Origin of the sequence: Paraclostridium sp. (genome assembly GCF_051656405.1) — a bacterium.
Lineage (GTDB): Bacteria > Bacillota > Clostridia > Peptostreptococcales > Peptostreptococcaceae > Paraclostridium.
The window spans coordinates 44,739-64,457 of sequence record NZ_JBOGBV010000053.1 but is presented as its reverse complement, the minus strand read 5'-3'; the positions used below and the strand labels follow the sequence as shown (position 1 = coordinate 64,457).

At 27.5% G+C, this 19,719-nt stretch carries 15 protein-coding genes; 13 read left to right on the top strand and 2 right to left on the bottom strand.

Annotated features, from left to right (window positions below; translation table 11 throughout):
• The first annotated feature begins 37 nt into the window (after nt 1-37).
• The 10 genes from ACRDDE_RS07370 to ACRDDE_RS07325 all read left to right on the top strand — a co-directional run bounded on the left by ACRDDE_RS07370 (nt 38) and on the right by ACRDDE_RS07325 (nt 11,445).
• Nucleotides 38-793 carry an ABC transporter ATP-binding protein gene (locus ACRDDE_RS07370; protein WP_021433416.1) on the top strand — a complete coding sequence of 252 codons (756 nt, stop codon included), beginning with the start codon at nt 38-40 and terminating at the stop codon, nt 791-793.
• Nucleotides 780-2,657, top strand: a complete 1,878-nt coding sequence (locus ACRDDE_RS07365) for an FtsX-like permease family protein (RefSeq protein WP_438626652.1) — start codon at nt 780-782, stop codon at nt 2,655-2,657. Before ACRDDE_RS07370 ends, ACRDDE_RS07365 begins: the two co-directional genes overlap by 14 nt.
• Nucleotides 2,658-2,832: 175 nt before the next feature.
• The gene (locus tag ACRDDE_RS07360; RefSeq protein ID WP_438626651.1) at nt 2,833-3,501 is read left to right on the top strand and encodes a response regulator transcription factor; all 669 of its coding nucleotides are present in this window, start codon (nt 2,833-2,835) and stop codon (nt 3,499-3,501) included.
• Nucleotides 3,488-4,732, top strand: a complete 1,245-nt coding sequence (locus ACRDDE_RS07355; RefSeq protein WP_438626650.1) for a sensor histidine kinase — start codon at nt 3,488-3,490, stop codon at nt 4,730-4,732. Before ACRDDE_RS07360 ends, ACRDDE_RS07355 begins: the two co-directional genes overlap by 14 nt.
• Nucleotides 4,733-4,882: 150 nt before the next feature.
• Nucleotides 4,883-5,578 carry a FadR/GntR family transcriptional regulator gene (locus tag ACRDDE_RS07350; protein WP_438626649.1) on the top strand — a complete coding sequence of 232 codons (696 nt, stop codon included), beginning with the start codon at nt 4,883-4,885 and terminating at the stop codon, nt 5,576-5,578.
• A 267-nt stretch (nt 5,579-5,845) separates the two neighbouring features.
• Nucleotides 5,846-7,117, top strand: a complete 1,272-nt coding sequence (gene larA, locus ACRDDE_RS07345; protein ID WP_438626648.1) for a nickel-dependent lactate racemase — start codon at nt 5,846-5,848, stop codon at nt 7,115-7,117.
• 13 nt (nt 7,118-7,130) lie between these two features.
• Nucleotides 7,131-7,913: an electron transfer flavoprotein subunit beta/FixA family protein gene (locus ACRDDE_RS07340; RefSeq protein WP_085282011.1), complete on the top strand. Its 783-nt coding sequence runs from the start codon at nt 7,131-7,133 to the stop codon at nt 7,911-7,913.
• 13 nt (nt 7,914-7,926) lie between these two features.
• Nucleotides 7,927-9,156, top strand: a complete 1,230-nt coding sequence (locus ACRDDE_RS07335) for an FAD-binding protein (RefSeq protein ID WP_438626647.1) — start codon at nt 7,927-7,929, stop codon at nt 9,154-9,156.
• A gap of 18 nt (nt 9,157-9,174) precedes the next feature.
• The gene (locus tag ACRDDE_RS07330; protein WP_438626646.1) at nt 9,175-10,566 is read left to right on the top strand and encodes an FAD-binding oxidoreductase; all 1,392 of its coding nucleotides are present in this window, start codon (nt 9,175-9,177) and stop codon (nt 10,564-10,566) included.
• A 213-nt stretch (nt 10,567-10,779) separates the two neighbouring features.
• Nucleotides 10,780-11,445 carry a hypothetical protein gene (locus tag ACRDDE_RS07325; protein ID WP_438626645.1) on the top strand — a complete coding sequence of 222 codons (666 nt, stop codon included), beginning with the start codon at nt 10,780-10,782 and terminating at the stop codon, nt 11,443-11,445.
• Nucleotides 11,446-11,512: 67 nt separating this feature from the next.
• Here ACRDDE_RS07325 and ACRDDE_RS07320 read toward each other — a convergent pair whose 3' ends face one another.
• Both ACRDDE_RS07320 and ACRDDE_RS07315 read right to left on the bottom strand, forming a co-directional pair.
• On the bottom strand, nt 11,513-11,722 hold the full coding sequence (locus ACRDDE_RS07320) for a cold-shock protein (protein ID WP_438626644.1): 210 nt from the start codon (nt 11,720-11,722) through the stop codon (nt 11,513-11,515).
• Nucleotides 11,723-11,824: 102 nt separating this feature from the next.
• The gene (locus ACRDDE_RS07315) at nt 11,825-13,099 is read right to left on the bottom strand and encodes an amidohydrolase family protein (protein ID WP_438626643.1); all 1,275 of its coding nucleotides are present in this window, start codon (nt 13,097-13,099) and stop codon (nt 11,825-11,827) included.
• Between the two features lie 204 nt (nt 13,100-13,303).
• Between ACRDDE_RS07315 and ACRDDE_RS07310 the strand changes: the two genes are divergently transcribed.
• The 3 genes from ACRDDE_RS07310 (at nt 13,304) to ACRDDE_RS07300 (ending at nt 19,671) form a co-directional block, all read left to right on the top strand.
• On the top strand, nt 13,304-17,545 hold the full coding sequence (locus ACRDDE_RS07310; protein WP_438626642.1) for an acyl-CoA dehydratase activase-related protein: 4,242 nt from the start codon (nt 13,304-13,306) through the stop codon (nt 17,543-17,545).
• A 203-nt stretch (nt 17,546-17,748) separates the two neighbouring features.
• Nucleotides 17,749-18,300 carry a GNAT family N-acetyltransferase gene (locus ACRDDE_RS07305; protein WP_438626641.1) on the top strand — a complete coding sequence of 184 codons (552 nt, stop codon included), beginning with the start codon at nt 17,749-17,751 and terminating at the stop codon, nt 18,298-18,300.
• 66 nt (nt 18,301-18,366) lie between these two features.
• Nucleotides 18,367-19,671 carry a hypothetical protein gene (locus ACRDDE_RS07300; protein WP_438626640.1) on the top strand — a complete coding sequence of 435 codons (1,305 nt, stop codon included), beginning with the start codon at nt 18,367-18,369 and terminating at the stop codon, nt 19,669-19,671.
• Nucleotides 19,672-19,719 lie beyond the last annotated feature (48 nt).

Genomic DNA, 19,719 nt, shown 5'->3' with positions numbered 1-19,719 from the left:
TATAAGTATAAAATAATTACAATTTGGAGGGTAAGGTATGTTAAAAGTAATAAATTTAAATAAAAGTATTAAAAATAATAAAAATACATTTAAAATTCTAGAAAATATAAACTTAGAGGTCAAAGATGGAGAATTTATAAGTATTATGGGTCCTTCGGGAGCAGGAAAAACTACGCTTTTAAATATAATGTCTACTATTGATAGACCTAGTGAAGGAAAAGTTTACTATGATAATGAAGATGTTCATTCTTTAAAAAATAAAGAATTATCTAGGTTTAGACGTGATAATATAGGTTTTATATTTCAAGACTATAATTTGTTAGATAACATGAGCATAGAAGACAATATAGCACTACCTCTTGTTATAGCAAACGAAAAGCCTGATAAAATACAAAAAGAGGTTGAAAAACTAGCTAGTTTCTTTGGTATAAAAAAACATTTAAAAAGCTATCCATATGAATTATCAGGTGGACAAAAACAAAGAGTTGCAGCAGCAAGAGCCATAATAACTTCACCATCTATTATATTTGCGGATGAACCTACAGGAGCATTAGATTCAAAATCTGCATCAGAACTTTTAAATTGTTTAAAAGAGATGAATAAAAAATTTAATGTAACTATAATAATGGTTACACATGATGCATTTACAGCAAGTTACTCAGATAAAATTATTTTCATAAAAGATGGTAGGTTAAACACTAGAATAGATAGTAATGGAAATAGAAAAGATTTCTTTAAGCAAATAATGAACTTATTAACTTCTATGGGAGGTGAAGTAAGTGAATTTATTTAAGCTAAGTTTAATGAATATAAGACAAAGTATAAAAAACTATGGAGTTTATATTTTTTCTATGGTTTTCTCAATTGCTGTATTTTACAATTTCATAACTTTAATTTCAAGCAAACAATTCACTGAAATAAAAGACTTAAATGTAGTGTCTATGGCAGGAGGAATGTGCGCTTTTGTTCTAATGTTTTTCTTTATATTTTTTATTTCTTACTCAAGTAAATTTTTTATAGAACAAAGAAAAAAAGAGTTTGGAATATACACATTTATGGGTGTTGAAAATAAGCAGATTGCACTTATGTTTTCATTGGAAGCACTTATAATTGGATTAATATCAATGATAATTGGCATGGGAATTGGAATACTTTTGAATAAGATATTTTTAATGATTTTAGTTAAATTATCTTATGTAAATAAAGTAATAAATTTTGAAATAGATTTTATATCAGTAATTCAGACTTTATTAATATTTTTGATTATATTAATCGGTGTTTTTATAAAAGAATATATTTGTTTAATAAAAACAGATATAAGTAAACTTATAAATGCAAAAAAAATATACCAATTAGAAAATAACAAGTTAAACAATACTAAAGGAGTCGTAGGATTTATAATAATTCTTCTAGGATACTTACTAATATTAAAATATAAAGAAGCTAATGTGGCATTTCCGATAGCTATAATGGCAACGGTAATCATGACTATTATAGGAACTCATTTTTTATTCAGAGGATTTTTCTCGATTTTTATAAGAAATATTATAAAAAATAAAAAAAGATTATACTCAAAAACAAACATTGTAAGTTATAATAATATTATTTTTAGAATAAAAGATAATAATAAAACTTTAGCTCAAGCTGCGATATTAATAGCTTGTAGTTTGACTTGCATCATGGTTGCATTTTGTATGAGTTCGTGTTTTTCGTCAGGATTTGAAAATGAATACCCATATAGTATATATTATACAAGTGAAAATAAAGATGATGATAAGGCTTTAGATATGGCTGTGAATTTAGGCAATGAAGATGTTAAGGATGAAACTACTGTAGATTTAATTCCATACAAATCAAATTTAAGTATGTATATAAATGATGTGTATTTAGCTAAATATTCAGATATAGAAAAGTTATTAAAACATGGAAAAGTAAAACATGAGAAAGATATAGAAAAAAACAAACCACAAAAAGGTGAGGCAATTTTATTAATAGACACAAGAGTTATGAATGCATTTAAAATAAATGATAATTTAAAAATAAATAATGAATCAATAAAAATAAATAAAAATATACCTTCTAATATAATGGGAGAATCAGCTAATGGTACACTAGTCTTAAATGATAATGATTACGAAAAATTAAAAACTAAGTTAAATAAAAAAGAATTATATTTTAAAGCCATTACACTTAAAAAATTTGAAAATACTAACTCAATAGCTCAATACATGAGAGAAAATTCAAAAAATGAAATTTACAGTGCTGATCAATTTGATAAAAGTGCATATTATGCTATAAATGGAGTATATTTTGTAGGTTGCTTCTTAGCACTTGTATTTACAGTATCGCTAGGCAGTATAATGTATTTTAAATGTATTCAAGATGCTAGTATAGATAAAGAAAGGTTTAATACTTTAAGAAAAATTGGAGTAAGTCAAGAATATATAAATAAAGCAGTATTTAAACAATTAGGAATATTTTTCATACTTCCTGTTATAGTTGGGTCTATACATGGTATTGTCGCAGGATATGCTGTTAATTCTATGTTTAACTCAGATCATTTAGAACTTATAGGAGTATCTTTGATTATATTTAGCTTTATATACTTAATTTTTTATATAATAAGTACTAAAAAATATATAAATATAACGAAGTAAAGAAAGTAAAATATGAGTATAAAAATAATATGAATTATTTTTATACTCATATTTTTTATGCTAAAATTTATATATAAACTAATTTTGTACAATATAAAAAAATATATTCATAGAAAATTCATATGTAAATTATAATATATGTATAAGTGATTTTGAAATTTAGAGGAGATTTATGATGAAAAATAAAAATATATTAGTAATAGAAGATGATAGTAATATACAAGAATTGATAGTAGAATTTTTAAGTGCAGAAGGATATAGTGTAGAATATGCAAATGATGGAATAGAGGGTATACAAGCCTTTAAAAAAGGTGGATTTGATTTGGTTATACTAGATGTAATGATGCCTAATTTAGATGGACATGCTGTATGCAAGATGATAAGACAAAGTTCAGATGTACCTATAATATTTTTAACGGCATTAAATCAAGAGAGTGATCAAGTTAAAGGATTTGAGTTAATGTGCGATGATTATATAACAAAACCTTTTTCATTTACTTTATTAATGAAAAGAGTAGAGGCTGTTTTAAGAAGAAGTACCAAATACAATGAGTCTAATACATTAACTTTTGAAAAGTTAAGTTTAGATTTAAACACATATCAAGCGTTCTTAGATAATGAAGTAATAGAATTGACATTAAAAGAATTTAACATACTAAAGACTTTAATAGAAAATTATCCTCACGTAGTTACTAGAGAGAATTTATTAGATAGTGTATGGGGTTATGATTACTATGGAGATACTAGAGTTGTAGATGCTCATATAAAAAATATAAGAAAAAAAATCGGAATTCAATATATAAAAACAGTGAAAGGAATAGGATACAGTCTTGATAAGAATTAGAAACAAATGGAAAGAATTAGCTATAAGTACAAAAATATTTTTAATAATAACAACATTATCTATCGGGCTTATAGTAACTATATACCTAATTTTATACTTCTTATTACCTCCATATTATGAAAAATACAAGGTGGAGTCTTTAAATGATAGATTGACAGTTTTAGCAGCTAGATCAAGAAGAGATGACTTAGAGGGATTAAAACAACATTTATATAAAATTTCACAACATGAAAATGTAGGGGTATTATTAAGAGACTCAAATGGAAAAGTTGAATATGGAAATAAAGAACTTTCATTTTTGCCATATTCTAATAATATTAGTGACTCTTATGACAACTATCAAAAAACGGTAGCTTTGTACATAAGAGACAGTAATGCCCCATATTATTTGGATATAAGTATGCCGCTTCAACCAGTAGATGAAGCAACTACTGTAATATTAGATTTAATGCCTATAATAATAGGTGTTGCTATAGTATTATCTATAATAACTTCATATGCATTCTCAAAATGGGTAACAAAACCTCTTATTGATATAATTGAAAGTGAAAGAATGCAAGAAGCTAAAAGAAAAGAGTTTATAGCAACTATATCTCATGAACTAAAAACACCAATAACCATTATAAGTGGACAATTAGAAGGTATGATTTACAATATTGGTAAATATAAAGATCGTGATACATACTTGCAAAAATCATATGACTCGACTCAAGAATTAAAAACTTTAGTTGAAGAAATGATTCAGGTATCTAAATTTGAAATTTTGGAAAAAAAATCTGAAACTAAAGAATTTGATTTAAATAATTTAATAAACAAGCTTATAAAAAGACAAATGTACTTAATTGAAGAGAAAGAATTGAAATTAGATGTAAAATATCAAAGTGAAATATTTATAAATGCGGATGAAGAGAGAATAGCAAAAGCTATAAATAATTTAATAAACAATGCTATTAAGTATTCACCGGAAAATGCGGACTTGCTAATACGTTTATACAAGAAAGAAAATGCAATTTTAGAGATAGAAAATACAGGTATTACAATAGATGAAAAACATAAAGATAAATTATTTAAACCATTTTATAGAGTAGAAAAATCAAGAAATAGAAAAACTGGAGGAAGTGGATTGGGGCTTTATATAGTAAGTCAAATACTTAGAGAGCACGGGTTTAAATATAATATAAAAAACGGAAAAAACTCCGTTATATTTATAATAGAATTTAATGAAAATTAGAAAAAATGAAAGATGCTATTTGAAATTATTTTAAATAGCATCTTTTATTTTTTAAAAATGTATATATCAATATTAAAAAGTCGTTCAAGCAAATCAAATTTTTTTATAGTATAATATAAATGAAATACTTAAATATAAGGAGATATTGAATTGTTTAATAATATAACTAATGAAAAGATATATCAACAAGTTATAAATCAGATACAAAATATGATATTAGAAGGAAAGCTTAAAAACGGAGATAAGCTAATGTCAGAACGTGAATTATCTCAAAAAATGGGAGTAAGTAGAACATCGATAAGAGAAGCGCTTAGAGTTTTAGAAACTATGGGGATAATAGAAAGTAGACAAGGTGAAGGGAATTTTATTTGTAATAAAATTGAAACATCATTAATGCAACCTTTATCGATGATGTTTACTTTAAATAATGGAGACTATAAAGATATAATCGAATTAAGACAGATGATAGAACTAGAAGCAGTTAAATTAGCAGCTATAAGAGGGACAGACGAAGAACTTGAAGAGTTGAAAATGATTTCACAAAGATTGACAAAAAAAGATGAAATTTATAATAAAGGCGAAATTGATAAAGAAATACATTATAAAATTACTTGCATGAGTAAGAACTTTTTGATAAAAAGTTTATATACAATATCATTAAATTTATTAGAAAATTTTATTATAAATTCGAGACAAAAGATAGTAGAATTTTACCATGAAGAAGAAACTTTAAATTCACAACACAGAAAAATCTGTGATGCTATCATAGATAGAGATCCTGAAAGTGCATACAAATACATGAAAGAGCACTTAGACTTAATAAAATTTACTATGGAAAAAATATAGATTTCTAAATTTAGAAATCTATATTTTTTTATTTGAAGATATTTATCAATTTAAAAATGAATAAAAAAGTAAATTAAAAATCAAATAATAATATATATTTTGTTAAAATAAAAACAATGCTTGTAAATCTTTAGAAAATTTACTATCATGAAATTACAAACTGGTATGACCATAATACCAATGTTGATAAAAAGTAGGAAAACGATTAAACAAACCTAAAACTATACGCTACTAAGTAGCGCTGCATTTCAAGAGGAGGGGGCATAAATGGAGTTAAAAGTACCTTATTCAAAAACTGGTATGAACATAAATATACCAGATGAAAACATGATAAAAGTTTTGCAATCCAAAGCTCATGATTTTAAATCTCGATTAAGTGAAGGTGAGATAGTAAAACAAGCTTTAGATAATCCTATAGGAAGTGAAAAATTAGAAGATCTAGTTAAGGGGAAACAAAGCATGGTTATAATAACTAGCGATCATACTAGACCTGTACCAAGTAGGATAACGTTACCTATAATGCTTAAAAAGATAAGAAATTCAAATCCTGATATAGATATAAAAATAATAATATCGACAGGGTTTCATAGACCGAGTACAAGAGAAGAACTTATATATAAAATGGGAGAAGAAATAGTGGATAATGAGCAAATAATTATGCACTTTTCAACAGATGAACAATCTATGGTCAAAGTTGGAACGCTTCCATCTGGAGGAGACTTAATTGTAAATAAAGCAATTATAGAAACTGATTTATTAATAGCTGAAGGATTCATAGAACCACACTTCTTTGCAGGGTTTTCAGGTGGAAGAAAAAGCGTCCTTCCAGGAGTTGCATCTGCGAAAACGATAATGTATAATCACTGTTCTGAATTTATAGATAGTCCTTATGCTAGAACAGGAAACCTAAAAAACAATCCGATTCATAGAGATATGTTGTATGCAGCGCAAAGCGTTAATTTAGACTTTATTTTAAATGTAGTCATAGATAAAGATAAAAAAGTTATAGGTGCCTTTGCAGGAGATGTTAAAGAAGCTCATGAGGTAGGCTGTGAATTTGTAACTAAATTATCAAAAGTTGATAAAGTTGATGCTGACATTGTAGTTAGTACAAATGGAGGTTATCCATTAGATCAAAATATATATCAAACTGTAAAAGGGATGACTGCAGCAGAGGCTACATGCAAAGACGGTGGAGTAATAATTATGATATCTGCATGTAATGATGGCCATGGAGGTCAATCTTTTTATGATAGCGTAGCAAATGCATCTTCACCTAGTGAAATATTAGAGAAAGTAAGAAAAATTTCCAAAGATAAAACTATTCCAGACCAATGGGAGTTTCAAATATTAGCAAGAATTCTAGAAAAGTTTACAGTGATAATGGTTACAAACTTATGTGACCCTAATATGATTAAAAATATGCACATGAAACATGCACATAGTTTTGATGAAGCTTTAAAAATGGCTTTTGACATAAAAGGTAAAAACTCAAAAATAGCTGTTATACCTGATGGAGTATCAGTGATAGTAAAGTAAAGGGGGAAGCAATATGGAAATATTAGTATGTATAAAACAAGTTCCAGGAACATCTGAAGTAGAAGTAGATGAAAAGACAGGGGTTTTAAAAAGAGATGGAGTCGATTCTAAAATGAATCCATATGACTTGTACGCTCTTGAAACAGCATTAAGAATTAAAAAAGAAAATGATGCTAAAATAAAAGTTTTAAGTATGGGGCCACCACAAGCAAAACAAGTAATTCAAGAAGCATTCATGATGGGTGCTGATGAGGGTTCATTAGTGAGTGATAGAAAATTTGCAGGAGCTGATGTACTTGCAACTTCATATACAATTTCACAAGGAATTAAAAAGCTAGGGAATACTGATTTAATTATTTGTGGTAAGCAAACAACTGATGGGGATACTGCGCAAGTTGGACCAGAAATAGCTGAGTTTTTAAATATACCTCATGTAACAAATGTAACAAAATTAATTGAAACTAAAGAAAAAAGTATAGTAGTAGAAGTAGATATGCCTAATACTCGTGAAATTTGTGAAATTAAATTTCCTTGTTTAATAACAGTTGAAAAAGAGATTTTCCAACCAAGATTACCTTCTTTTAAATTAAAACTTGAAACTAAAGATAGAGAAATACCAATGATTAGCCTTAATGATTTTGAAGACAAAGATGAAAAAAATTATGGATTAAATGGATCTCCAACTCAAGTTTTAAAAATTTTCCCACCTACTTCAAATGTAGAAAAAGAAACTTGGACTGGTGAAGAAGTATCATCTTTATTATTAAATAAAATAAAAGAGCTAAAATTAATATAAGGGGGAATTTAAAGTGGCTAAAATAGTTATAAATCAAGACAAAGTTACAGAAATGAAAAAAGTATTAGACATATGTCCTTTTGGTGCTATAGAGCTAAATGATGGAAAATTAGAAATTGGTGCAGGGTGTAAAATGTGTAAGATATGTGTAAAAACTGGACCAAAGGGTGTATTTGAATTCGTAGAAGATGAAGTTATAAAAATAGATAAAGATAAATGGAAGGGTATAGCAGTATATGTTGATCATCATGAGGGAGATATCCATCCTGTAACATTTGAATTAATAGGAAAAGCTAAAGAAATGGCAAAGAAAATAAATCAACCGGTTTACTGTATATTTGTTGGAAGTAATTTAGAAGACAAAACAGATGCATTACTTTCTTATGGTGTAGACAATGTATTTGTATATGATTACAAAGATTTAAAAGAATTTAAGATTGAGCCATATACTGCATGCGTAGAGGATTTTATAAAAGAAGTAAAACCAACTATATTACTATTTGGAGGAACTACAATTGGTAGAAGTTTAGCTCCAAGGCTTGCAGCTAGATTTAAAACTGGACTAACAGCAGATTGTACAATACTTGATGTTCAAGAAAATACTGATTTAGACCAAATAAGACCTGCTTTTGGTGGTAATATAATGGCACATATACATACACCAAATCATAGACCACAGTTTGCTACAGTTAGATATAAAATATTTTCAGCTCCAGAAAAAGTTGACCATCCAACAGGTAAGGTTACTTTATGCAATATAGATGAAAATAAATTGAAATCTGATATAGAGGTTTTAGAAATTAACAATAAAACTAAAGAAGTAGGAATAGAAGATGCAGAAGTTATAATAGTTGGAAGTAGAGCTATTAAGAAAAAAGAAGACATGGAAATGCTATATAAATTAGCTGATTTACTAGGAGGGCAAGTTGCAGGAACAAGACCTTTAGTAGAATCTGGATGGATAGATGCTAAAAAACAAATTGGATTAAGTGGTAGAACTGTAAAGCCTAAGTTAATAATAACTTGTGGGGTATCAGGAGCTATACAGTTTGTTGCAGGTATGAATGGATCAGAGTGTATAATATCTATAGATAAAGATGAAAAAGCTCCTATTTTTGATACAGCTCATTATGCAATTGTAGGAGATGTATATGATGTAATACCTAGACTTATTAAGGATTTAGAACTTGAAAAATCAAATGATTATGAAGTAATGGATGAAGTTGTAGCTACATTAGAATAAGGATCGGGGGAAAATACAATGTATAAAAAAATAGATGAAAAAGATATTGAATTCTTAAAAAGCGTATGTGGAGTTGAAAATATTTTAGTAGGAGAGGAAATAAATGAAGATTACTCTCATGATGAATTAGGAGGAGTTGAAAAATACCCTGAAGTTTTAGTAAATATTCACAGCACAGAAGAAGTTTCTAAAATAATGAAATATGCATATGAAAATAATATACCTGTAACGCCAAGAGGACAAGGAACTGGATTAGTGGGGGCCGCTGTAGCTATTTATGGTGGAATAATGATAAATTTAAGTCAAATGAATAAAATAATAGAGTTAGATGAAGAAAACTTAACATTAACAGTAGAACCTGGGGTATTACTTATGACTATAGGTCAATATGTAAGTGAAAAAGATCTATTTTATCCTCCAGATCCAGGAGAAAAAAGTGCAACAATTGGTGGAAATATAAACACCAATGCAGGAGGAATGAGAGCTGTTAAATATGGAGTTACAAGAGACTATGTAAGAGGATTGGAAGTTGTACTTGCAAATGGAGAAGTAATTAATGTTGGAGGAAAAGTTGTAAAAAACAGTTCAGGTTATAGTATAAAAGATTTATTAGTTGGATCAGAAGGGACTTTAGGAATAGTAACTAAAGCTATACTTAAATTATTGCCATTACCTAAAAAGGATATAAGTTTACTTATTCCATTCCCAGATTTAGGAACAGCAATTGATACAGTTCCTAAGATAATAAAATCTAAGTGTATTCCAACTGCTATTGAATTTATGGAAAGAGATGTTATACTTGCGGCAGAAGAATTTTTAGGTAAAAAATTCCCAGATAATACATCAGATGCATATTTATTGTTAAAATTTGATGGAAATAGTAAGGAAGAAATTGAAAAGGCATATGACCAAGTGGCAAAACTTTGTTTAGAGTGTGGAGCTTATGATGTATTTATCTCAGATACGCAAGAAAGAAATGAATCTATATGGTCAGCTAGGGGTGCATTTTTAGAAGCTATAAAAGCAACTACAACTGAAATGGATGAATGTGATGTTGTTGTCCCAAGAGATAAAGTTGCAGAATTTATAAAGTTTACAAATGAACTTCAAGAGACATTGAATGTAAGAATTAAAAGTTTTGGGCATGCAGGAGATGGAAACTTACACATATATATATTAAGAGATGAATTAAATAAATCTGAATGGGATACAAAGCTAAAAGAAGCTTTTGAAAAGATGTATGAAAAATCTAGAGAACTTAGAGGCCAAGTTTCAGGAGAGCATGGAATTGGATATGCAAAAAAAGAATATTTAAGTGAATCTCAAAGTGAATCATATATGGATATAATAAAAAATATAAAATTAGCGTTTGATGCTAAGAATATATTAAATCCAGGAAAAATATATTAAAACTTTATATACAGAAAAAGTCGATTTTAAATAATCGACTTTTTTTACGTTTAGGAAAATTCTGATTACTAAAAAAGTGTATAGCCTATGAAACTTAGTTATATTAAAATAATAAAAATAAATTAATTTAATTGTATACAAAATGAAAAAAATGTAGTAAAATAATGAAATAGTAAAAAAAGGTTAGAATTCTAAGTAAATAAGGAGGAAATTATGAAAAAGAGAATATTTTTGATGACTGCATTAATTTCTACTATGATTTTAACAGGTTGTTCAAATGATAATATAAAAGAAAAAAAGGAAGAAAAAACAACTACTGAGGAAAGTAGCGTAGATATTGATGTAGCAGGAAAAATAAGAGATAAATTTGATGAACTGGATACAGATTCTCATATAAGTTCTTTAACTGAATTTGCACATAGTTTTTCTGATAAAGTTGATTCTGCCAAATCTACATTAAAAGATGCAAATAATGCGTTGGATTCAGCAGGAGATTTAACTGCAGGGTTAGACTCTAAAATTAATGATGCAAATAGCAAAATAAGTAGTGCTAGAGGAGATGTTAATTCAGCTAGACATAAAGTAAATTCTAAAATAGATAATGCTACAGATAAAGTGAATTCAGCATCAGATAAGTTAAACACAGCAAAAAATAAAGCAGATAGTGCAAAAGATAAAGTAAGTGATAAAATAAATAAAGCAGATAAAGATGTAAATAATGCCAAAGATAAAGTTAATGAAATAGATAGAGATATAAACAATAAAAAAGATAAAGTTAATAATAAAGTTGATGATACGAAAAATAAAATAGAAGATACTAAAAACAAGATAGATAGTATAAAAAATGATATATCAGATAAAATTCACAATAGACACTAGAAAAAAACGAAGATTGCAACAAAAAAATTCTTACTGTAACATATATTATACAGTAAGAATTTTTTATTTACATTTTATGAACGTTTATAGCGGATAAACCTTTTGGCTCATCTATTACATCAAAACCTACTTCTTCTCCTTCATGTAAATCCTTACAATGTCCATTTTCCTTAACATTAGAGAAATGAACAAAAACATCGTTTCCATCGTTAGCTGATATAAATCCATAGCCTCTATCGTTATCAAACCATTTAACTACGCCTGTGAATTTTGACATATAAAAACTCCTTTAAGTTATATTTAAATAAACTATAAATAGTTTATTTACACATAGTATTTACTTTTAGAGTTTTTTAATAGTAGAAAATATATGTAAAATTTAATAAAATTTAGGGGCTGAGATTTCTTTTCCTCTGACATATCTATGAATTATATTTCTATCATCACCTATATATATAAATCTTTCTAACCTTTCAATTAAGCTATAACTTTCAGGATTTAAATTGCTATCATCTAAAATCAAGGCGTCAAAATCATAATCTTTTTCAAAACTACCGACTTTTCCAAAGAAGCTTCCGCCACATTTTGTAGCCATATAAAAAGCCTCTGAAAGAGTTAAGAAATCTACTTGATTATCTGAATTAACCCATAAAAGTTTAGAACACTGTATAGCATTTACCATAACTTTGAATATAGATAAATCATGACCTCCACTAATATCTGAGCCTAGTGCTATATTAATATCATTATCTAAAAATTTTCTAACAGGCATAATACCACTTCCTAAATTTAAGTTTGAATTCGGACAGTGAACTGCAAAGACGTTGTTTTTTTTCATAAGTTCTAATTCTTTATCGCAAGAATAAACACAATGAGCCATTAAAGTTTTAGTTTGACCAAACAAGTTAAATCTATTATAAGCATCTCCATAAAATTCAGATTCTGGCTGAAGTTGTCTAACCCAATCTATTTCTCCTAAATTCTCAGAGAGATGAGATTGAGTAGGTATATTGTACTTAATTGCTAAATCTCCTAATGATTTTAAAAGTTTACTATTACAGCTAGGTATAAATCTTGGTGTAATTATAGGGTTAACCAGTGCATTATCATTATAATAGTTTTCTAATATATACTCAGTATCAGAAATTGATTTTTTTGTGCTTTCTAATAAGTCGTTTGTGCAGTTTATATTCATATTGACTTTTCCCACAAGAGCACCAAGCCCGCTTTGCTTAAATAAATCGATAAGTCTTATGCTAGACTCTTTATGAACAGTGGCAAAAACAGCTATTCTAGTGGTTCCATGTCTCCAAACCTCTTTTATGAAATTTTTATAAACTTTATCTGCATATTCTATGCTTTTAAATTTGCTTTCTTCAGGGAATGTGTAATTATCAAGCCAAGGTATTAACTCTTTATCCATAGCCATTCCTAAATTTCTAAATTGAGGGGCGTGACAATGCAAATCATTCATTCCTGGAATTATTAAATTATCACTAAAATCTATAACTTCAAAATTTTGATATTCACTTGGTAAGTTTTTAAATAAATTTAATATTTTTCCATTTTCAACTATTATAAAACCATTTGCTATTATTTCAAATTTATCTTTAATTTTCGTGAATAATATATTCCCCTTATATATTTGAACCATAAATACCTCCTGATATGTGTAAAAAATTATAATAATTGCTAATTTAATTATAATGTACGTATAATTAAAATTAAAATATAAAAAAAATTCGTATTGTGATAATTTTAAATACTGTAACTAAAAATAGTATATGTAATATGATGAAGTAAAAATTCATATTTTATAGTGATAATCAATTTGGCCTAAATAATGGGGGGAGATTTTATGATAGATGATTTCCATATAGGTATCGATATTGGATCAACTACAGTAAAAGTTATTGTATTAGATGATAGCAAAAATATGGTATTTAAATCATATAAAAGGCATTTATCAGATATAAAAAATTCAGTTATAAGTTTATTAAATGAAGCTTATGATAGTATAGGTGATAATAGAATATCTGTTGTTATAACCGGATCTGGAGGTATGAAATTAGCAAAAAAATTAAATGTAGAATTTGTTCAAGAAGTAATAGCAAGTACAAAGGCGATTGAAACTTATAATCCAGAAACTGATGTGGTTATAGAACTTGGGGGAGAAGATGCTAAAATAATATATTTGACCAATGGTATAGAGCAGAGAATGAATGGAATATGCGCTGGTGGTACAGGGTCTTTTATAGATCAGATGGCAATATTATTAAAAACTGATGCTAAAGGGCTAAATGATTTAGCTAAAGACTATAAAAATATATATAGCATAGCTGCTAGGTGTGGAGTATTTGCTAAAACAGATATACAACCACTTATAAATGAAGGAGCTAGGAAAGAAGATATAGCTGCTAGCATATTTCATGCTGTAGTTGTTCAAACAATTAGTGTATTGGCATGTGGAAGAAAAATTAAAGGTAATGTTGCATTTTTAGGAGGACCACTATATTTTTTATCAGAACTAAGAAATAGATTTATAGATGTACTAAAACTAGATAAATATAATATTATATTTCCTGAAAATGCACAGTTGTACATAGCTATGGGTGCTGCATTATCATATAAAAATAACTATATGTTATTTAGTGATTTAATAAAAAACATAGAAAGTTTAAAAGATATAGAAGATGTAGTTAGCTCTAACATTAAACCATTGTTTGATAACGAAAAAGAATATGAAATCTTTGAAAATAGACATAAAAAAAATGTAGTAAAATCAACAGATATATCAAGCTATAAAGGTAAATGTTTTTTAGGTATTGATGCTGGGTCTACAACTACAAAAGTTGCATTAATAGATGAAGGTGGAAATTTATTATTTTCAGAATACAAAAGTAATGAAGGGAACCCTTTAAAATCAACTATAGGTATTTTAAATAATCTATATAGTAAATTACCAAGTGAAGCGAAAATCGTGAATTCTGTAGTAACAGGATATGGAGAAGGATTAATTAAAAGTGCCTTGAAAGTTGATTTTGGAGAGATAGAAACTATAGCCCACTATAAAGGAGCTAAATTTTTCTCGCCGAAAGTTGATTTTATACTAGATATAGGCGGGCAAGATATGAAATGCTTAAAAATAAATCAAGGGGTAATTGAAACTATTATCTTAAATGAAGCTTGCTCATCTGGATGTGGATCTTTTTTAGAAACATTTGCTAAGTCATTAAATCTAGATATAAAAGAATTTGCTACAAAGGCATTATTTTCAAAACATCCGGTTGATTTAGGGTCAAGATGTACAGTTTTTATGAACTCTAGAGTAAAGCAAGCTCAAAAAGAAGGGAATTCGGTAGGAGATATAAGTGCAGGTCTTTCTTATTCTGTTATAAAAAATGCATTGTACAAAGTTATAAAAATGAAATCATCTGAGGATATTGGAAAGTATCCTGTTGTACAAGGTGGTACTTTTTATAATGATGCGGTTTTAAGATCGTTTGAAAATTTAACATGTAGAGAAGTTGTAAGACCGAATATAGCCGGTATAATGGGAGCTTTTGGTGCAAGTATAATTGCAAAAGAAAAGTATAAAGAAGGTTATATAACGACTCTTTTAAATAAAGAATCTATGAACTCTATAAATTTAAAAATAAGTACATCAAGATGTAAGGGGTGTTCAAATAATTGCTTGCTTACTGTAAATGATTTTGGAAACTCAGAAAAATTCATATCTGGAAATAGATGCGAAAAGGGTATGGGTTTATATAGAAAAGAAAAAGTTGATATAAATTTATTTGATTATAAATATAAACGAGTATTTAATTACAGAAATTTAGATGAAGAAAGCGCAATAAGAAAAGTAATTGGAATTCCTAGAGTTTTAAATATATATGAAGATTATCCTTTATGGCATACTATATTTACAAATTTAGGATTTAGTGTTGTTTTGTCGGATGCATCTTCAAAGGATATTTATGAGCAGGGAATGGACTCTATTGCATCAGAATCTGCATGTTATCCTGCAAAACTAGTTCATGGTCATATACAAAATTTAATAAAAAAAGGTATCAAAAATATATTTTATCCATGTATTAGGAGTGAGAGTAAAGAATTTAAAAATGCCAACAATAGTTTTAATTGTCCTGTTGTAATGTCTTATTCAGAAGTAATTAAAAATAATATTAGTGAGATTAAAGAAAATAAAATAAATTATATTAACCCATTTTTACCTATACACAATAAAAATTCTTTAAAGAAACGACTTTTAGAAGAATTAAATAAAATAAAAAATTATGATAAAGATTTTTTAGAAATTAGCAAAGAAGAGATAGATAAAAGTGTAGAATTAGGATTTGAAGAATATGAAAAATTTAAAGCAGATATGAGGTATATGGGAGAAAAATCTCTAGAAATAATAAATAAAAATAATAAAAGAGGCATTGTGTTAGCAGGAAGACCATATCATATAGATCCAGAAATAAATCATGGAATACCAGAGTTGATAAATTCATTAGACATGGCAGTTTTAACAGAGGATAGTGTTGCACATTTAGGAAAGTTAGAAGAACCTTTAAGAGTGGTTGATCAGTGGACATATCACTCAAGACTTTACAGAGCTGCAAATTTTGTAAAGTCTGTAAAAAACATAGAACTTGTACAATTAAATTCTTTTGGATGTGGATTAGATGCGGTTACAACTGATCAAGTTCAAGAAATTTTAAATGGTGAAGGTAAAATTTATACATGCATAAAAATAGATGAAGGTAATAATTTAGGAGCAGCAAAAATAAGATTAAGATCATTAAAAGCATCTATAGAAGAAAGAGATATTAATGGGTTAAAGATAGATAAAAGGAAAAAAACATATATAAAAGGAAAAATAAACAAATCTACAAAATCAAATTATACTATATTAATGCCGCAAATGTCTCCTATTCACTTTGAGTTAGTAGAACATGGAATTAAATCTTGTGGATATAACATTGAAGTGCTTAAAGACTATGACGGAGCTATAGAAGAAGGATTGAAATATGTTAATAATGATGCCTGTTATCCTGCGATAATTGTTATAGGGCAGTTGATTAAAGCTATAAAAAGTGGAAAATATGATTTAAGCAAAACTATGGTTGCGATAACACAAACAGGAGGTGTTTGTAGAGCTACAAATTACATTGGCTTCTTGAGAAAGGCATTGAGTGATGCAGGTTATGGTGATATTCCAGTAATATCATTATCTTTAAATGGAGAAGAAAAACGAAATTTATATAGTGCATTTTCATTAGGGCTTATAAATAGAGTGATGATGGCAGCTATTTATGGAGATTTACTTATGAAAGTTTTACATAGAGTAAGACCGTATGAACAATATAAGGGTAGTGCAAATAAACTATATCAAAAGCATCTAGAAATTTGTAAGGCTAGTTTAAAAAAGGCTAGTTTATCTAACTTTAAAGAAAATATATATAACATAGTTAAAGAATTTGATGAATTTCCTATAAATGAACAAAATAAACCTAGAGTTGGATTGGTAGGAGAAATTTTGGTTAAATTTCACCCACTGGCAAATAACAATATTGTAGATGTTTTAGAGGCTGAGGGAGTCGAGGTTGTTGTTCCAGAACTGATGAATTTCTTCTTAAGTTGTGCTTATAATACTTATTATAAGTCAGAGTATTTGTTAGATAAAAAATATAAAAAATTAGGCGGAAAGTTAATGAAAGACACAATAGAGATGTATCAAAAACATTATTTAAAAGCATTAAAAAATAGTAAAAGATTTAATATGCCAGAGAGTATTGAAACATTAGCTAGTAAAGCTTCTAAGATAGTTTCGATTGGAAATCAAGCAGGAGAGGGATGGCTATTAACAGCTGAAATGGTAGAGCTTATAGAAAGTGGAGTAGGAAATATTGTATGTATGCAACCTTTTGCTTGTTTACCAAATCATATAACAGGTAAAGGGGTTATTAAGGAACTTAAACGAATTTATAAAAATGCAAATATTGTTCCAATTGACTATGACCCAGGAGCAAGTGAAGTAAATCAAATTAATAGGATTAAACTTATGTTGTCCACATCATTTAAAACAATGTAAAAAGAAGATGTATAAACTACATCTTCTTTTTAGTTATTTCCTATAAAAGTACTTAACAATAAATTATATAAAATTAAAAATAGATATTATTACCAAATTTAATATTATAATATAAAGGGATTAAAAAAACATTTGGCGAATAATGTAAGGTTGTAAAGAATTGGAATATGTAATTTTAAAAATTTAATAAGGAGGATCGGCTGTTGATATACGTATTTAGAGATTTACCAAGTTTACATACTGAAAGGTTAATACTTAGAAAAGTTTATAGAAATGATATCAATGAATTACATAGATGCCTATCGAATGATTATCTATCAAAATATATGTTAATAGATTTTGATAAAAGTATAAACACTACAAAGAAGATGCTAGATATGATAATAAATGGATATGAAAATGATAAGGCTACTCCTTGGGGAGTTACTTTAAAAGAAGATGGAAAATTAATTGGTATGTGTGGATTTTCAAGTTATAGTGAATTAAATAACAAAGCTGAGGTTGGATATATATTAAATAGTGACTATTGGAATAAAGGAATAATAACAGAAGCTCTTTGTAGTGTTATAGATTTTGGGTTTAAAAATATGAACTTAAATAAAATAGAAGCTAAATGTATATCAGGAAATTCTGCATCTGAAAAAGTTATGATAAAAAATGGAATGCGTTTAGATGGGATATTAAGAAGTGATAGACCTCATAAGGGTATGTATACAGATTTAAAACTATATTCAATTTTGAAACAAGACAAATAAATGTTGTTTATTTGTCTTATATGTTATAATATTAAGACAACTATGTAAAATGAAGGTGGGCTAAAAATGAAGGTAGTAAAAGAAGCTATATCTTCTCCTTATTTAGAATATGGAGTCGATGAAGATATAGTTATTCATGAAGGAAATTTTTGCATTTACCTAGACAAGCTATATAAATGTAAGGGCCGGATCTACTATAGAATTAGTCCTCCCGTATGTATAAATTTTGAAGCTAAAGTACTAGGTCATAAAAATATAGATTTAGAAATTCTTAAAGATGATTACCTGGAAGGGGTTATAGAAGTCCATGGATATCAACCTTTCCAAGTTAATATAAATAGTATACAAAAAAATTATGTAGATGGATACGTTAGCAGCGGAATAATAAAATCAAAAAATAGATATGTGGATTACATAGATTTTCATATTGTAAATTTTGACAAAAAGCAAGGAACCCTTATAAAGTATATGGATAAATTGTTTGCTGGAAGAATTGAGTTTGAAATAAGTGGATATGAGATAATAATTGATAAAAGATACGATTATAAAAAAGAACTATATGAAGAGTTAAGGTTTAAAAATGGTAGCATAATTACACATATAGGAAGAATAAAAAGAAAAGATAATAAAGTATTTAAGTCAACATATATATTTAAACTATTAGATGAGATATCAGATACGCTTAGCTTTTTAGCTGGAAGATACATAGGTATATGTATGGTAATGGGCTATAAAGACAATCAAAATACATTTAGGCTATGGAAGGAGTCTTTAACAACTCCATTTAAATATGTTCCTACATGGTCTGACACTATAGCAAATCATCATAATATTGAAAAATATATGAACTTAATGTGCAGAAAATTACATGATTCTTACTATGGTCCAGCGTTAAAGCATGTAGTAGACTGGTACATAGAATCTATAGATAATATAAGTATAGAAAATAATGTTGTATCCTTACAAATTGCACTAGAAACATTGTCTTATGTTGTTATTGTTGAAAAAAATAAAATTTTAACTGATGTAGAGTTTGAAAAGAATACAGCCTCTGACAATATAAGAATCTTATTAGATGAGTGCAGTATATATTATGGAAAAGAAGAATTAAATTTATTCAATGAGTATATATATAACAAGTTCAATGATGGAGTTGATATATTTACATATTTTAGAAATAAAGTTGTTCATCCGACTCGAAAAACTAAAAGAGCTAATTTAACAGTTGAAGATATGTGGAATATACTTCAAATAGGGACTAGATACGTGGAATTAGTAGTTCTATATATCATTAATTATAAAGGTGAGTATTCTAACCGTTTAAATGATAGATGCTATGGAGAAGTTGAAGTTGTTCCGTGGAATGATTAAATTTTATTTTAAGAAAATGTTTTAACATGTAGAAAACTGTGTAATAAT

Excerpts from the sequence above, each read along its gene's own strand:
- ACRDDE_RS07370 (WP_021433416.1), top strand. The coding sequence starts at position 38 with ATGTTAAAAGTAATAAATTTAAATAAAAGTATTAAAAATAATAAAAAT.
- ACRDDE_RS07360 (WP_438626651.1), top strand. The coding sequence starts at position 2,833 with ATGAAAAATAAAAATATATTAGTAATAGAAGATGATAGTAATATACAA.
- larA (WP_438626648.1), top strand. The coding sequence starts at position 5,846 with ATGGAGTTAAAAGTACCTTATTCAAAAACTGGTATGAACATAAATATA.
- ACRDDE_RS07340 (WP_085282011.1), top strand. The coding sequence starts at position 7,131 with ATGGAAATATTAGTATGTATAAAACAAGTTCCAGGAACATCTGAAGTA.
- ACRDDE_RS07330 (WP_438626646.1), top strand. The coding sequence starts at position 9,175 with ATGTATAAAAAAATAGATGAAAAAGATATTGAATTCTTAAAAAGCGTA.
- ACRDDE_RS07325 (WP_438626645.1), top strand. The coding sequence starts at position 10,780 with ATGAAAAAGAGAATATTTTTGATGACTGCATTAATTTCTACTATGATT.
- ACRDDE_RS07320 (WP_438626644.1), bottom strand. The coding sequence starts at position 11,722 with ATGTCAAAATTCACAGGCGTAGTTAAATGGTTTGATAACGATAGAGGC.
- ACRDDE_RS07315 (WP_438626643.1), bottom strand. The coding sequence starts at position 13,099 with ATGGTTCAAATATATAAGGGGAATATATTATTCACGAAAATTAAAGAT.
- ACRDDE_RS07310 (WP_438626642.1), top strand. The coding sequence starts at position 13,304 with ATGATAGATGATTTCCATATAGGTATCGATATTGGATCAACTACAGTA.
- ACRDDE_RS07300 (WP_438626640.1), top strand. The coding sequence starts at position 18,367 with ATGAAGGTAGTAAAAGAAGCTATATCTTCTCCTTATTTAGAATATGGA.